The sequence below is a fragment of the Collimonas sp. OK242 genome (assembly GCF_900107095.1).
GTDB lineage: Bacteria > Pseudomonadota > Gammaproteobacteria > Burkholderiales > Burkholderiaceae_D > Collimonas.
The window spans coordinates 48,393-63,688 of record NZ_FNOR01000014.1 but is presented as its reverse complement, the minus strand read 5'-3'; the positions used below and the strand labels follow the sequence as shown (position 1 = coordinate 63,688).

The 15,296-nt window shown below is 58.2% G+C and carries 17 protein-coding genes; 15 read left to right on the top strand and 2 right to left on the bottom strand.

The window, feature by feature from the left end:
- Window positions 1-48: 48 nt before the first annotated feature.
- Window positions 49-630, bottom strand: coding sequence for an LOG family protein (locus BLV81_RS16375; protein ID WP_092358174.1), 582 nt, complete (start codon window positions 628-630; stop codon window positions 49-51).
- Window positions 630-1,295, bottom strand: a complete 666-nt coding sequence (locus BLV81_RS16370) for a TetR/AcrR family transcriptional regulator (protein ID WP_092358173.1) — start codon at window positions 1,293-1,295, stop codon at window positions 630-632. Before BLV81_RS16370 ends, BLV81_RS16375 begins: the two co-directional genes overlap by 1 nt.
- A 255-nt stretch (window positions 1,296-1,550) precedes the next feature.
- Here BLV81_RS16370 and BLV81_RS16365 point away from each other — a divergent pair, with 255 nt between their 5' ends.
- The 15 genes from BLV81_RS16365 to BLV81_RS16295 all read left to right on the top strand — a co-directional run bounded on the left by BLV81_RS16365 (window position 1,551) and on the right by BLV81_RS16295 (window position 15,295).
- The gene (locus BLV81_RS16365) at window positions 1,551-1,742 is read left to right on the top strand and encodes a DUF1289 domain-containing protein (RefSeq protein WP_092358171.1); all 192 of its coding nucleotides are present in this window, start codon (window positions 1,551-1,553) and stop codon (window positions 1,740-1,742) included.
- 330 nt (window positions 1,743-2,072) lie between these two features.
- Window positions 2,073-2,858: a beta-ketoacyl synthase chain length factor gene (locus BLV81_RS16360; RefSeq protein ID WP_255365283.1), complete on the top strand. Its 786-nt coding sequence runs from the start codon at window positions 2,073-2,075 to the stop codon at window positions 2,856-2,858.
- A complete protein-coding gene (locus BLV81_RS16355) occupies window positions 2,851-3,630 on the top strand; it encodes a lysophospholipid acyltransferase family protein (RefSeq protein ID WP_255365282.1) in 780 nt (259 codons plus the stop codon). The genes BLV81_RS16360 and BLV81_RS16355 overlap by 8 nt, the downstream gene beginning before the upstream one ends.
- A complete protein-coding gene (locus BLV81_RS16350) occupies window positions 3,617-3,877 on the top strand; it encodes a phosphopantetheine-binding protein (protein WP_092358167.1) in 261 nt (86 codons plus the stop codon). Before BLV81_RS16355 ends, BLV81_RS16350 begins: the two co-directional genes overlap by 14 nt.
- A gap of 9 nt (window positions 3,878-3,886) precedes the next feature.
- Window positions 3,887-4,159, top strand: coding sequence for an acyl carrier protein (locus tag BLV81_RS16345; protein WP_092358165.1), 273 nt, complete (start codon window positions 3,887-3,889; stop codon window positions 4,157-4,159).
- 24 nt (window positions 4,160-4,183) lie between these two features.
- Complete coding sequence (locus tag BLV81_RS16340) at window positions 4,184-4,798, top strand: COG4648 family protein (RefSeq protein ID WP_092358163.1); 615 nt, start codon at window positions 4,184-4,186, stop codon at window positions 4,796-4,798.
- Complete coding sequence (locus BLV81_RS16335) at window positions 4,791-6,602, top strand: ApeI family dehydratase (protein WP_255365281.1); 1,812 nt, start codon at window positions 4,791-4,793, stop codon at window positions 6,600-6,602. The genes BLV81_RS16340 and BLV81_RS16335 overlap by 8 nt, the downstream gene beginning before the upstream one ends.
- A complete protein-coding gene (locus BLV81_RS16330; protein ID WP_092358159.1) occupies window positions 6,589-7,407 on the top strand; it encodes a glycosyltransferase family 2 protein in 819 nt (272 codons plus the stop codon). Before BLV81_RS16335 ends, BLV81_RS16330 begins: the two co-directional genes overlap by 14 nt.
- Window positions 7,404-8,366, top strand: coding sequence for an LpxL/LpxP family acyltransferase (locus tag BLV81_RS16325; RefSeq protein WP_092358157.1), 963 nt, complete (start codon window positions 7,404-7,406; stop codon window positions 8,364-8,366). The genes BLV81_RS16330 and BLV81_RS16325 overlap by 4 nt, the downstream gene beginning before the upstream one ends.
- A 19-nt stretch (window positions 8,367-8,385) precedes the next feature.
- Entirely contained in the window at window positions 8,386-9,936 is a 1,551-nt protein-coding gene (gene hutH / locus BLV81_RS16320; protein WP_092358347.1) for an HAL/PAL/TAL family ammonia-lyase, read from the top strand.
- A gap of 4 nt (window positions 9,937-9,940) precedes the next feature.
- Window positions 9,941-10,375 carry an acyl-CoA thioesterase gene (locus BLV81_RS16315; protein WP_092358155.1) on the top strand — a complete coding sequence of 145 codons (435 nt, stop codon included), beginning with the start codon at window positions 9,941-9,943 and terminating at the stop codon, window positions 10,373-10,375.
- Entirely contained in the window at window positions 10,372-10,989 is a 618-nt protein-coding gene (locus BLV81_RS16310) for an outer membrane lipoprotein carrier protein LolA (RefSeq protein WP_092358153.1), read from the top strand. Before BLV81_RS16315 ends, BLV81_RS16310 begins: the two co-directional genes overlap by 4 nt.
- 43 nt (window positions 10,990-11,032) lie before the next feature.
- Entirely contained in the window at window positions 11,033-13,438 is a 2,406-nt protein-coding gene (locus BLV81_RS16305; RefSeq protein ID WP_092358345.1) for an MMPL family transporter, read from the top strand.
- Window positions 13,422-14,666 (top strand): NAD(P)/FAD-dependent oxidoreductase, encoded by a 1,245-nt coding sequence (locus BLV81_RS16300; RefSeq protein ID WP_092358151.1) that lies wholly within the window; start codon window positions 13,422-13,424, stop codon window positions 14,664-14,666. Before BLV81_RS16305 ends, BLV81_RS16300 begins: the two co-directional genes overlap by 17 nt.
- Window positions 14,663-15,295 (top strand): DUF3261 domain-containing protein, encoded by a 633-nt coding sequence (locus tag BLV81_RS16295; RefSeq protein WP_369823891.1) that lies wholly within the window; start codon window positions 14,663-14,665, stop codon window positions 15,293-15,295. The genes BLV81_RS16300 and BLV81_RS16295 overlap by 4 nt, the downstream gene beginning before the upstream one ends.
- Window position 15,296 lies beyond the last annotated feature (1 nt).

Sequence of the window (15,296 nt, the reverse complement as noted above, 5' to 3'; positions counted from 1 at the left end):
GTTATGCGACGGGGTGGGCACTATGAGTGTGCCCACCCCGTTTGCATTTCAGATGGTGTTGCGGTCCAGCCATTTCGGCAGGTGATGCGGCACAAACGACCTGAACCGCTGCAGCAAGTCCGCGGGCTGCGCTTCCGCTATCAGGATATCCGCCTGCTCGCCTTTCAGGAAGCGTTGCGACACCATGTGCTGGATGAACTGCAGCAAACCGTCGTAAAAACCGTCGACGTTCAGCAAGCCTATCGGTTTCTGGTGGAATCCCAATTGAGCCCAGGTAAATACCTCAAACAATTCTTCCAGCGTGCCGACACCGCCCGGCATGGCGATAAAGCCATCGGACAGGTCGGCCATCATCGCTTTGCGCTCATGCATGTCCTTGACGATATGCAGTTGCGTCAGGCCGTTGTGACCTAGTTCTTTTTTCAGCAATGCTTCCGGGATGACGCCGGTGGCCTGGCCGCCCAGGCGCATGACTTCATCGGCAATAATTCCCATCAGGCCGACATTGCCGCCGCCATACACCAGCGCGATATGCTGTTCGACCATGGCTTGCGCCAGTGCGCGCGCTGCTTGCGCATAGACCGGTGTCGCGCCGGGAGAGGAGCCGCAATAAATGCAGAGAAATTTCATCAGACCGTGCTTTGCAAATATTTGGTCTTCAGTTGTTCAAAATGGACCAGCGTTTCGCCGCGCAGATAGGGTTGCATCAGTGCCAGCACCTGGTAGCAGCCGCTCGCCAGCGCATGTTCCACTACCGCCTGTTCCGTATATTGGCGCGGATTCAGGACGTACTGGTAGGACAGCCAGTAGCTGGCTACCACCACCATGTTGGACGACAGGGCGTCGATCTCGGCCGGGCTGGCATGCAGCGCCTGATCTTCTTGCAAACCATGGCATAACTCTTTGACCACGGCTATCTTGTGACCGAAGATTTCCTTGAAGTGGAGTTCCAGGGTGCGATTGCGAGACAGCAGGTCGTTGAGATCGCGATAGAAGAAGCGATAGCGCCAGATCAGCTGGAACATGTGGTGCAGATAGTGCCAGACGTCGTGCATGGTAGGGCGCTGCCCTTGCGTCATGGCCAGCATGCGGCTGATTTCTTCCTCGAACGTGACGAAAATCGAATTGACGATATCGTCCTTGTTGCGAAAGTGGTAGTACAGGTTTCCCGGCGAGATTTTCATCTCGTCGGCGATGATGGTGGTGGTGATATTGGGTTCGCCGAACTCATTGAAGAGTCGCAGCGACAGATCCATGATTTTTTCGCGGGTGCGACGCGGCGCCTTTTGCTCCATGACTTATTTTCTTTCTGATATCCAGTCCGCAATGCTGTTTTACCAATTGGCAAATATATTCAGTGAAGATTGTATATTGCTTCTTGCCTATCGTCGTTGTTTGCGTCGCTGAAATGATAGTGAACATATTTGCTTGACTCAGCGCGGATCCCTGTTTCCGAGCACACCTAATCAGCGCAGTCGTCCTGCCGCTGTTATAAAATGGCGCGCCTGCTGCCGATATCCCGGCAACGCTTTACATATTCAAAGGTCAGCATGTCAGAGTCTCCTCCGCAACGTCCCGATACCCCATGCGTGGCGGTTTGTTCCACCACTTTCGACGACGTTTGTCGCGGTTGTGGTCGTACCGTTAATGAGGTTGCCCATTGGGTCTTCATGACCGAGGAAGAGAAAACCAAGGTCTGGCAACGGATTACCGCCGAGGGCTATCCACGTCGGCAAGGGTAGTCGCCGATCTCAAGCCGCCAGGATTGTGTTGTTTCCGATCATCAGAATGACTGTAACTGAATGAAAATGATCGGTTTTACGCCGTTCTTTATGTTAAAACTTGCTGTATATTTCGGCGTAAAAACAAGCCTTACCATAAGGGATTGTAAGAAAAGCTTAAAGATAGAGATAGTGCATGATTAATAATATTTCTCTGCGGTATATAGCTTATAATGCCGCGCGAAATGCAAGGATTATGATTGAAATTACGACTGGAATTGCGATCGGCTCAACTCCCAAGATTGCTGGCAGAACATGAAATCGATTTGACGGGCGTTGGAGAATGGTGAGATGAAACTCGGAGGTGTCAGGTTTTCAATTGTAGCTGACGCGGCATGGGCGCCTGGACTGGATACGGCTGCCGCTTGGCTGGCATGGGCCAGCCATCCCTATGTCATTACCGGCAATGGCGAAGCTGCTGTTTCAGCCATGCCTGCCATGTTGCGCCGGCGTGCAGGCGCCATGGGCAAAATGGCATTGGAAGCGGCTTATCGTTGTCTCGACGGCAAGGCCGATGTGCCGACCGTGTTTTGTTCTCGTCACGGCGAGTGCGTGCGCTCGGTAGAGTTGCTGGCCGACCTTGCTCAAGAGCAGCCTCTGTCTCCCACCTCTTTCAGTTTGTCAGTCCATAATGCTGCTGCCGGTTTATTTTCCATCGCTCGTCAGGATCAGGCCAGTCATGCGGCCTTGGCAGCCGGCCACAGTGGCGTAGAACATGCGGTAATTGAAGCCTGCGGCCTGCTTGCGGACGGTGCGGCTGAGGTGTTGCTGGTGGTTTATGACGGTTTTTTGCCTGAGATATTTGAAGAATACCAGGATTGCCGGGAACAGCCATTTGCTTGGGCGTGGTTAATCCAATCCGCGCAGGCAGAACAGCTGGCAAGCGTGGAATCGGGTAGTACCATTTCTCTGTCCTGGTGTGGGCAGGCTGGAGATGAAATGGATGCAATGGAACAAGAGTCAGACAGCGGCCGCCAACCCGCCGGTTTGGAAGTGTTGGCCTTTTATTTACGTCAAGATCCCGAGTTGGTCCGAACCATCGACGGCCGCCGATGGTGCTGGAGGCGTCTTGCTTAAGCGCGCCAATCGCTATTGGCGCGTGCTGGCAACCGGTTTCAGCTTTGTACTGTTTGCCGTCGGCGGCTTGCTCTTGCGTGTCACGGTTTTCCCGGTAATGAATCTGCTTATTTGGGAGCGGCAACTGCGCATATCGGCAGCGCGCCGTGTGATTCGGCTGGCATTTCGCGGCTTTGTCGGATGTATGCGATGGCTGGGCGTGCTGAACTACGAAATTAGCGGACTGGAGCGATTGGAGCGGCAAGGCTTGTTGATATTGGCAAACCACCCGACCTTGATTGACACCGTGTTCCTGATGGCTTTTGTCAAACGTGCGGACTGCATAGTCAAAGACCGGCTCTGGGATAATCCGTTTACGCGCGGGCCGGTCAGCGCCGCCGGCTACATCAGCAACGACCGCGGCAGCGGGCTGATCGAGGATTGCATCAGCTCCCTGCGGCGCGGCAGCAACCTGATTGTTTTTCCGGAGGGCACTCGCACTGACGGTGATGGTCAAATCAGCTTAAAACGCGGTGCCGCCAATATCGCCGTGCGCAGTTTGTCAAATGTGACGCCGGTAGTGATCCGTTGCCTGCCGCCGACTTTGGGCAAGGGCAGCAAGTGGTGGCAGGTGCCGCCGGTAGCGGCGCATTTCAGCATTGAAGTGAAAGAGGATATAGACGTACACGAATTTTTGGCAAAAGCCGGTAGCGAAGTATTGGCAGCAAGGCATTTAACTGCCCATCTGCAAGATTATTTTAGGAAAGAAAGCCAGGGCTATGCAGCAGCTTGAAGAAGAAGTGAAGCAGATCATCATCGATGTTCTGCAGTTGGAAGATATCACTACGGCCGATATCGTCACCGACGCGCCGTTGTTTGTCGACGGTCTCGGCCTGGATTCGATCGACGCGCTGGAGTTGGGCGTGGCGATCCAAAAGCGCTACGGCATTTCATTGTCGGCAGACTCGGCGGAGACACGTAACCATTTTGCATCGGTACGCGCGCTGGCTGCGATGATTGCCAGCAATAGAAAGAAGTGACGGTGTGACATGATATTGACCAATTCCATGAGCAAGGAAGAAATTTACCTGTGGCTGGTGAATGTGTTGCATGAAATGTTCGAAATCGACAAGGAGCAGGTGACGCCGCAAGCCAATCTGTATACGGATCTGGATATCGATAGCATCGATGCGGTGGATCTGGTGGTCAAGCTCAAGCAACTCACCGGCAAGCGCTTGCAGCCCGATGTGTTCAAGGCCGTCCGCACCGTGCAAGACGTGGTCGACGCGCTGGCTGTCCTGCTGGCAGAGGATGGCAAGTAAGACCGCCAGGGATCTTCACACAGGATGCGGAATTTACCCATTATCAGGCGCTTTTTGCCCACCCTGGTCAGCTTGCTGGTCACTTTGCTCTATCCGCTCGCGATCTGGTTCGGACACGGGCGCGTCGAGCCGCGCTTGCTTGCGCTGTTGCTGGTGCTGGCAGCAGCCACCCGTCTGCCGGCCTTGAAACTGAATCGCGCCAGCCGCTGGTGGCTGGCCGGCGCCTTGCTGCTGGCGGCGCTGGCGATATGGAACAATGCATTGCTGCCTTTGAAGCTATATCCGGTGCTGGTCAATCTCGGCATGTTGGCGGTGTTCGCCTACAGTCTGTATGCGCCGCCATCGGTCATCGAGCGCATGGCCCGCCTGAGCGATCCGGCGTTACCGGTCTACGCGATTGCCTATACGCGCCGGGTTACCCAGGTATGGTGCGGTTTTTTCGTCGTCAATGGCACGCTGGCCCTGCTGACCGCCATCTGGGCCTCTGCTGCCGTCTGGTCGTTCTACAACGGCGTCCTGGCTTATGTCCTGATGGGCTGCTTGTTTGCCGCTGAATATCTGGTGAGGATCATTGTCCGGCGCCGTCATCGGCAACTCGCGGCACAGCTGGGTGGGCAAGCGGATGGTCAGCATGTTTAATCCCCCTGATTTGCTGACCTTATTGCGTGCGCTGCCCGGTCACCACCAAGGGCAGGAGCGCCCGTTCGCATGGCGCGACGGCAAGCCGCTCAGCTATGCCTATCTGCTTGCGCAAGTTGCCGCCTGGCGGCGCTTGCTGTCGCGCCAGGCCGGATCGCGCTTCGCCTTGTATTCAAGCGATAGCGCCACCTTTGCCTGCATCTTGCTGGGCGCATGGCAAGCCGACAAGACCATTTATTTGCCGGGCGATGCGTTGCCTGCCACCTGCGCCAATCTGAGTGCGCTGGTAGACGGCTACCTGGGTGAATTCCCGCCCCGATATGCGCCGTTGAGTCTCGATATCGACGACGATAGCCCTAGCCAGACAGCAGCCGAATTCAAAGCCTTGCTGCCGGATTTTCCCGGATTGGTGATTTATACCTCGGGCAGTACCGGCGAACCGCAAGCGGTACCAAAATTTTTGTCTCAGCTGGCCACCGAAGTGGCGTCTCTGGAACAGTTGTTTGGCGACAGGATCGGCAACGCCGATGTCGTCGCAACGGTCTCGCACCAGCATATTTATGGATTACTGTTCAAGATACTGTGGCCCTTGACTAACGGCCGCGCAATACACGCTCAGCAAATCGCTTATCTGGAAGAGCTGCAGCCGCCACCAGGTGGCAAACCAGTCGTCCTGATCTCCAGTCCTGCCCACCTGAGACGGCTGCCTGCCACGTTTGCGCAAGATCAGGCCGCTTCGATACGTGCCATATTTTCATCCGGCGGTCCGTTGGAGGCAGAAATCGCCTTTGCCGCCGGGGCGCTGCTGGGATCGATTCCGCTTGAGGTGTACGGCAGTTCTGAAACCGGCGGCGTGGCCTGGCGCCAACGTGGCGCCGGCGCAGACGACAGCTGGCAAGTGATGCCTGCGATTAGGTGGCGCGTCGCCGCTAACGACAACGTGCTTGAAATCTGCTCGCCCCATTTGCCTGACTCCGATTGGTACGCATTGGCTGATCAGGTGCAGTTTATCGACCCGCAGCGTTTTCGTTTGGAAGGACGCATCGATCGCATCGTCAAGGTCGAAGAAAAACGCATCTCCCTGGACGCATTGGAGCGGCAACTGAAAGCAATGGCGCAGGTGGCAGATGTGCGCGTGTTGTTGCTGGAACAGCCAGAGTCAGGGGCCGAATCGACGTCAGAGTTCAGTCCGCGGCAACGGCAGCGGATTGCCGCCTTCGTTGTGCTGTCCGCTGCCGGCCTGCAGATTCTGGCAACGCAAGGCAAGCTGGCCTTGAATCGCATGCTGCGCAACGGCATGGCGCATGCGGTGGAAGCGGTTGCGCTGCCGCGCAGCTGGCGTTATCTGGACGCGATGCCGGTGAATGCACAAGGCAAGACCACCCGCGCCGATTTGCTGGCGCTGCTGGAATCGCCTGCGCCCGCCAGCTCGGACCTGGCCGAGCTTCCGCGCAAGCCGCTCGTGCGTGTACTGGAACAGGAAACCCATCGCATATTGCTGGAGTTGACCGTGCCGGCCAATCTCCTGTATTTCAACGGCCACTTTGATGGTGCGCCGATTTTGCCTGGCGTGGTGCAACTCGACTGGGCGATCAGCTATGGACGGCAATATTTTGCACTGGCGCCGCATTTCCTCGGCATGCTCGGCTTGAAATTTCAACGGGTGATTTTGCCAGGCGCGGTCGTGCAACTGGAGTTGCTGCACGATCCTCAAAAAAGCAGCCTGGCGTTTCGCATGGCTTCGACGGCCGGGCAGCATGCCAGCGGCCGCGTCACGTTTGGGGGCAGCCATGCAGCAAGCTGAAATGATGCCTGCATTGAATCCCGCGCATGAGGTCGGACATGAAGCCGCCCAATTCAGGCCATGCGCGCTTATCCCGGTCTACGACCATGAACACGCCATCGGCACGGTGCTGGCGGCAGTACTGGCGCACGGCTTGCCTTGCATATTGGTAGACGATGCCAGTTCAGCCTCGTGCGCGGCGGTGCTTGATGAATTGGCCGCCGCTCATCCGCAGCGGGTCACCTTGTTGCGCCATGCCGCCAATCGCGGCAAGGGCGGGGCGGTGTTGACGGCTGTCCGGCATGCTGCCGCCGCAGGTTACACCCATGCGTTGCAGATCGACGCCGACGGCCAGCACTGCACTGACGACATCCCGCGGTTTTTGCAGCAGGCCGCTGCCCAGCCGCAAAGCTTGATTGCCGGTTGTCCGCAATATGACGACAGCGTGCCGTCGGTGCGTTTCTATGGGCGCTATCTGACGCATGTCTGGGTCTGGATCAATACCCTGTCGTTGGATATCAAGGATTCGATGTGCGGATTCCGGGTCTATCCCTTGCCGTCCTTGATGCACCTGACGCAGCGTAAACAACTCGGCGCGCGGATGGATTTCGATACCGAGGTACTGGTGCGTTTGCACTGGGATGGCGTGCCGGTCGTCAATCTGCCGACTCGCGTGACTTACCCCATGGACGGCGTGTCGCATTTTCGGGTTGGTCTCGACAATGTGCTGATCTCGCGTATGCACGCGACCTTGTTTTTTGGCATGCTCATACGCGCGCCGCGCCTGCTGGCGCGCCGTCTGTGGCTGGCGCGAGGCCGGTCATGAGCGCCAGCCAACATCATTGGGCACAGATCAACGAAGCCAGCTTTGTGGGCGGCATGCGGCTATTGTTCGGGATCTACCGGATCGCCGGCCGCTGGCCGTTTCGCGTGGTTCTGTACCCGGTGCTGGGCTGGTATGTGCTGAGCAAGCCGGCCGCCCGCCGCGCTTCCATGCTTTATTTGCAACGGCTTTGCGATTTCAATCCGGCCGTGGCCAGGCTCAACCGGATTCGACCGGACTGGCGCGGGGTGTTCCAGCATTTTGCTGCTTTTGCCGAAAATATCCTCGACAAGATGTTGTTGTGGGGCGGTTTGTTCAAGACGGCGGACGTAGTTTCGTTCGGCCGCGAGCAGATGCAGGAAAGCATACAGGCGCAGCGTGGCGGTTTGCTGATTTGTGCGCATCTGGGCAATCTTGAGTTATGCCGGGTGCTGTCGCGCCAGCGTCATGCGTTGCGGATTACGGTGCTGGTGCATACCAAACACGCCCAGGCGTTTAACCGGCTGCTGGCAACACTTGATCCGGACAGCCAGTTGAACCTGATGCAGGTAACTGAGATGACACCAGCTACCGCCATGCTGTTGGCGGAGAAAGTAGGGCGCGGCGAATTTGTCGCGATTGCCGGCGATCGCATCCCGGTGGCGGCCGTGCCGCGCGTGGCATGTGCCTCATTCCTGGGTGAAACGGCGGCCTTTCCGGTCGGCCCTTATGTATTGGCCAGCGTGTTGCAGTGTCCCGTCTACCTGCTGTTCTCAATGACAAAAAACGGCCGTTCCGAATGTCATTTCGAATTGTTTCGGGAAGCGATTCAATTGCCGCGCAAGAGTCGCGATCAAGTCCTCCATGAACTGGCCGCCGCCTATGCGGCAAGGCTCGAGCATTTTTGCTTAAAAGCCCCGCTGCAGTGGTTCAATTTTTACGATTTCTGGCATTTATCCGGGTACAAAGATGCATCCCACTGAACTGAAAGACTTGTCTGGCATGGCACAGCCGGCGCCGGCGCAACGCGCCGTCCGTTTTGATCAAGGCCGATTAACGATTGAAGACATTGTCGACATCGCTGCGGGGTCGGGCAAGGTCGTGCTGTCCGATGACGCGGCATTCCGCGCCGCGATTAGCCGCGGCGCCGACTTCCTCGATCGCCTGCTACGTGAAGACGGCACCATTTACGGCGTCACCACCGGTTATGGCGACTCCTGTACCGTCACCGTCCCGCCCGAACTGATCGCTGAATTGCCGCATCATTTGTACACCTATCATGGCTGCGGTTTGGGTGAATTGTTTAGCCCGGCGCAAACGCGGGCCATCATGGCGGCGCGGCTGGCTTCGCTCAGCAAAGGGTATTCCGGCGTCAGCGTCGGTTTGCTGGAACAGATCGCCCGCTTGTTGAAAGAGGATTTGTTGCCCTTGATCCCGTCCGAAGGATCGGTCGGCGCCAGCGGCGACCTGACGCCGCTGTCCTACCTGGCTGCCGTGCTGTGCGGCGAACGGGAAGTGTGGCGCAACGGCGTCAAGGTCGGCGCCGCCGAGGCCCTGGCGGCAGCCGGTATTACGCCGCTGCGCCTGCGGCCGAAAGAAGGGCTGGCGATCATGAACGGCACCGCGGTAATGACGGCTCTGGCTTGCCTGGCCTACGACCGCGCGCAATACCTGGTGCGCATCGCCACCCGGATTACGGCCATGGCGAGTTTCGCTTTGGACGGCAACGCCCATCATTTCGACGCCACTTTGTTTGCCGTCAAGCCGCACGCCGGCCAGCAGCAAGTGGCCGCCTGGCTGCGCCAGGATTTGCCGGTAGACGACGCCCCGCGCAATCAAAAGCGTTTGCAGGATCGCTACTCCATCCGTTGCGCGCCGCACGTGATAGGCGTGTTGGCGGATGCTCTGCCGTGGATGCGAGAGTCGATTGAAAACGAATTGAATAGCGCCAACGACAATCCGATCATCGACGCTGAAAATGAGCGCGTGCTGCACGGCGGCCATTTCTACGGCGGCCACATCGCGTTCGCCATGGACAGCATGAAAAACGCAGTCGCCAATGTCGCCGATTTGCTTGATCGGCAAATGGCTTTGCTGGTCGATAGCCGTTACAGCCATGGCTTGCCGGCCAATTTATCCGGCGCCGAAGGACCGCGCGCCAGCATTAACCATGGCTTGAAGGCCTTGCAAATCAGCGCCTCTGCCTGGACCGCCGAAGCGCTCAAGCAGACCATGCCGGCCTCGGTATTTTCGCGTTCTACCGAATGCCACAATCAAGACAAGGTCAGCATGGGCACGATTGCCGCCCGCGATTGCCTGCGCGTATTGCAACTGACCGAACAGGTAGTGGCCGCGCTACTGATCAGCGTGCGCCAGGGTGTTTGGCTACGCTCCCGGCTGGACGGCGCCGCGCAACCGCAACAGAACCTGCAGCAGATGATGGAAGTGCTGGCGGCCGACATTGCCGTGATACGGGAAGACCGCATGCTGGAACCGGATCTGCGCCGCCTGCTGGAGCGCATCCGCTGCAAGCAATGGCAGTTGTACGAGTAAGGCCATGACTAATATACCTACCAAAGAGCGCTGGTCGGCCGAGGTCGAATTGCAAGTGCAATTCTTTGATCTCGATCCGATGCAGATCGTCTGGCACGGCAACTATGTCAAGTACCTGGAAGTAGCGCGCTGTGCGCTGCTGGATAGATTGGATTACAACTATCCGGAAATGCAGGCATCCGGCTACTCCTGGCCGATCATCGATTTGCACCTGCGCTACGCCCATCCAGCCACGTTCGGGCAGCGCATCAAGGTGCGCGCCAGCGTCATCGAGTGGGAAAATCGCCTCAAGATCGCATACGTGATTACCGACAGCGTCAGCGGCCAGCGTCTTAGCCGTGGCACCACCACGCAGGTCGCGGTGGATATGGCGACACACGAAATGTGTTTCGCGTCGCCGCCTGTGTTATTTAAAAAAATAGGAATTGAGCAAGCATGAAACGAAGTCTCGCCGTCGTCTTGTTAACCATGCAGTTAGCCGCTACCGCCATGTCGGCGCTGGCTGCCGCACCTGTGGAAAAAATCCAGTCGATGCTGGCGCGGCCGCCGATCTTGTGCGGGCGCTTCGATCAAAGCAAGCAACTGGTCGGCATCAAGAAACCGTTGCTGTCGAATGGACGGTTTTGCGTGGTGAACGGCAAGGGCGTGCTGTGGCGCACCTTGCAGCCGTTTCCCAATACGCTGCGCCTGAAGCGCGACGAGATCGTGCAAATGCAGGGCGGCCGGGTTGCCATGCGCATGGACGCCAAGCAAGAACCGGTAGTGAGGATGATTAACAGCGTGCTGTTTTCATTGCTGGCCGGCGATCTCAGTCAGCTGGAAACCCTGTTTGAACTGGATGGCAGCGTGCAGGGCAATAGCTGGAAAGTAGCGTTGACAGCACGCCAACCGGCGCTGGCCAAGGCCATCGGTACGCTGGCCCTGACCGGCGGCGCTTATGTCAAGACCGTGACGATTAACGAAGCGAGCGGCGATCACACTGAAATCAGTTTCTCCGCCCTGCAAAGCGGCAGCAGCGCGATGACTGCTGAAGAAGGGGCGGCATTTGAATGATTCCGGCCATGACCGCAGCGTAAAAGCCAGTTGGCCGAAGCGCATGGCGCTGATATGGGCCTTGGCGGTTGCTTTGCTGCTGGCGCACAACGGCTATCTGTGGCTGGTCAAAGGCGTGGTGCCGGATACCGACATCCTGGCGCTGTTGCCGGTCGAGCAGCGCGATCCGGTGCTGCAACAGGCATTCACGCACATGGTCGACGCCGCCCAGCAACGCGTGATCGTGCTGGTCGGCGCCGCTGACTGGGAGCATGCCCGCGCCGCTGCCGACGCCTACAACGGGGTGCTGTCCAAGCATCCGGCTTTGCTGCAGACCGGGGTTCAACTGTCGGCGCAAAACCAGCAAGACTGGCTGGCGCCGTCGCAACAGATGCGGCTCAGCTTGCTGACACCAGACCAACAAACAAAGCTGCGTGAGCAAGCGCCCAAGTATTGGGTCGACACCGCGCTGCAGCAGTTGTATAGCCCGTTTTCCGGCCCCAAGCTGGGTGCCTGGCAAGACGATCCGTTCGGCTTGTTCAGCGGCTGGGTGCAAGCCCGGGCGCAAGAAACGACGGTGCGTCCGCGCGACGGTTATTTGTTCGTCGAGGACAAAGGCCGTCCTTACATCGTGCTGCTGATGAATTTGCAGCAGCCGGCATTCTCCATGGCGACCCAGCAGGCGGTGTTACCGTTGCTGGAGCAGGCTGGCAAAGCTGCACGGCAGGCGGTGCCGGCGGTCGAGCTGATCAGCGCCGGGGTGGTCTTGCATGCGGGAGCCGGCAGCGCGCAAGCCAGCCGGGAGATGTCAACCATCGGCATCGGCTCCTTATTGGGTATCGTACTGCTGATGTGGCTGACCTTCGGCTCATTGCGGCCGATAGCGTTGATCATGCTGTCGATAGGCATCGGCTGCATGGCAGCTTTTTCTCTGTGCTGGATGATTTTCGGCCAAGTGCATTTGCTGACGCTGGTGTTCGGCGCCAGCCTGATCGGCGTGGCCCAGGATTACGGGATATATTTCTTATGCAGCAGGGTTTCGGTAGACCGGTCGCTGGGGTCATGGCAATTGCTGCGGCGCCTGTTGCCAGGCCTTGCATTGACCCTGGCCGCAGCGGTGATCGGTTACATCGGCCTGGCGCTGACGCCGTTTCCGGGCTTGCGCCAGATGGCCTTGTTCTCGGTGCTGGGTTTGGTGTTTGCCTGGCTGACCGTGATTTTCTGGTTTCCGGCCCTGTTGACTGCGAATACCCTGAAAAGCTCTTCTTTTGCCGCTTGGGTCGGCCAGACCCGCCGGCATTGGCCGTTGCTGGGCTTGAACCGCGCCTCCGCGCTGGCGGCGCTATTGTTCGGTATTCTTGCCGCGGCCGGCATAAGCCGGTTGACGGTGAACGACGATATCCGATCCTTGCAGACACCGCCGAAAGCACTGCTGGCGGATCAGATCAAGCTAGGGAAATTGCTGGATGCGCCGACGCCGGTGCAGTTTTACCTGGTGCGCGGCGCCAGCGCGGAACAGGTATTGCAGCGTGAGGAAGCACTCAAGCAGCGGCTGGAACCTTTGATTGCCAAACACTTGATCAGCGGCTATCAGGCGATGTCTAACTGGGTACCGTCGATGCGAGAACAAGCCGCGAATCGCGCTTTGGTCACACAGGCCTTGCTGGCTGCGGACGGTCCGTTGCAGACACTGGCTGCGCAACTGGGTGAAGATGACGCCTGGGTCGCGCAAATGCGCGGCCGGGCACTTGGCGCGGCTAACGCCAATGGCGGCCACGATCTTACCCCGGCTGAGTTTTTGAAGAGCGCGGCCAGCGAGCCGTCGCGCCATCTCTGGTTGGGGACGGTAGAAGGCAAGGGTGGTCAAGGCAGCGTCTACGCCAGCATCGTCGCTCTGCGCGGGCTTGATAATTATGGCAACCTGCCCATCTTGAAGCAGGCTGCCGCGCAGCTGGACGGGGTGTCATGGGTCGATAAGGTCAGCGAAATATCTTCAGTGCTAGCTCACTACCGGCAATATATGGGGTGGGTATTGCTAGGGGCCTATGCTGCAATCTACCTGCTGCTATTTACCCGCTATCGCAGTGCGGCCTGGCGCGTACTGACGCCGCCGGCCGTCGCCAGTATTGCTACTCTGGCCATGCTCGGTCTGCTGGGGCAGCCGTTGCAACTGTTTCATGTGCTAGCGCTGATGCTGATTCTCGGCCTGGGCGTGGACTACGGAATTTTCTTGCAGGAACAAAACATGCAACGCGATCGCTTCGCCTGGCTCACGGTCGGTTTGTCGGCCGCGAGCGCCTTGTTGTCGTTCGGTCTGCTGGCGTTGTCCGGCACGCCGCCGCTGCATGCATTTGGATGCACGATGCTGATAGGAATTGCAATTGTCTGGTTGATTGCGCCATGTTTTGGCCAGGATTTTGACCAGGATTTACAACAAGGAAAAGAAGAAAAAAATGCAAACAACAGTTGAACCAAGAGTTGAGCAGTGTGATGTGCTGATCATTGGCGCCGGCCCGGCTGGTTCGGTGGCGGCGGCCTTGTTGCTGCAGCAAGGGCGGCAAGTGCTGGTGCTGGAACGGGAGCAGTTTCCGCGGTTTAGCATAGGCGAAAGCCTGCTGCCGCAAAGCATGGAATATCTGCAGCAGGCCGGTATGCTGCAAGCCGTGGTGGAAGCCGGTTTTCAATACAAGAACGGCGCCGCTTTTGTGCGCGGAGAGCGCTATACGGATTTCGATTTCCGCGACAAGCATTCTGCCGGCTGGGGCACCACCTACCAGGTACAGCGCGCCCGGTTTGACCAGGTGCTGGCCGATGAAGCTGAGCGCCAGGGCGCGCAAGTGCGCTATCAGCACACCGTCACGGCATTTGATGCCGATGCAGAAAAACCGCGGGTTACCGTGCGCCATGCGGACGGCTCGGAATATGTGGTGGAAGCGGGGTTTGTACTGGATGCCAGCGGTTTCGGGCGCGTATTGTCGCGCTTGCTGGATTTGGAAACGCCATCGAATTTTCCGGTGCGCGGCGCCATTTTCACCCATATCGAGGATGGCATCGATGCAGCCGGTTTCGATCGCAACAAGATCCGCATTACCGTGCATCCGGAACATTGCAATGTCTGGTACTGGCTGATTCCTTTTGCCGGCGGCCGCTGTTCCATCGGCGTGGTCGCCGAAACGGCTTTCCTGGACCAATTCAAGGGCAGCGAGAGCGAACGCCTGCAGATGCTGGTAATGCAAGATCCGGCATCGCGCGCCTTGTTGAAGAATGCGCGCTGGGATACGCCGGCCCGTCAGATTGTCGGTTATTCGTCCAACGTCAAATCGCTCTGGGGCAGAGGTTATGCCTTGCTCGGCAATGCCGGGGAATTCCTCGACCCGGTGTTTTCTTCCGGCGTCACGATCGCAGTCAAGTCCGCCAGCCTGGCCGTCGCCGCCTTGCAACGTCAGTTTGACGGCATCGCGGTCGATTGGGAAAAAGAATATGCGGTTCCGCTGAAAAAGGGCGTCGATACTTTCCGTACCTTTGTCGATTCCTGGTACTCGGGCGGATTCCAGAAAGTCATTTTTTATGAACAACAGCAGCCGGAGATACGTCGCATGATTGCCGCGATCCTGGCCGGCTATGCCTGGGACGACAGCAATCCGTATGTAAAGGAAAGCAAGCGTCGCCTGAGTATTTTGGAGGAGATATGCAGTTGAGTTCGCCTGGCCGCGGCGGCTGGCAGGGCCTTGGCTTGCGATGTTGCGCGCTGGCGGCGGTGCTCGCATTGGCCGCCTGTGCCACCACACCGGCATTGCAAGCGCCGGCACGGCTGGGGTTGAAGCTGGCGCCGGCGAGCCTGGGCGCCAATATCAGCTTGCAACAGCATTTGACGGTCGAACGCAATGGCCGCATCGACCAGCTCGATGCAGCGGTGGAAGTCGATCAGCAGCAATTCAATATGGTCGGCCTGGCGTTTGGCCAGCGTGTCCTGAGTCTGCATTATGATGGACAGACTGTGCAGTCCTGGCGTCATCCTTTGTTGCCATCGCAGGTGCGCGCTGAGGATGTGCTGGAAGACACGCAATTGACGCTGTGGCCGCTGGCGGCAATCCGCCAGGCGTTGCCCGCAGGCTGGACCATCGAACAACAAGGGTTGCAGCGCACGCTGCTGCTGCAAGGAGAGCCGGTAATGGTGATCAACTACAGCAGGCCGACGCCATGGGATGGCAAAGTGGAACTGAATAACCTGCGCTATCACTATCGCCTGACGATTGAATCGGTCAGCGATACTGCTGCCGATGACCCGGTTTCACCCAACCCTGCCGCACCGACCGCGGCGCCATAAT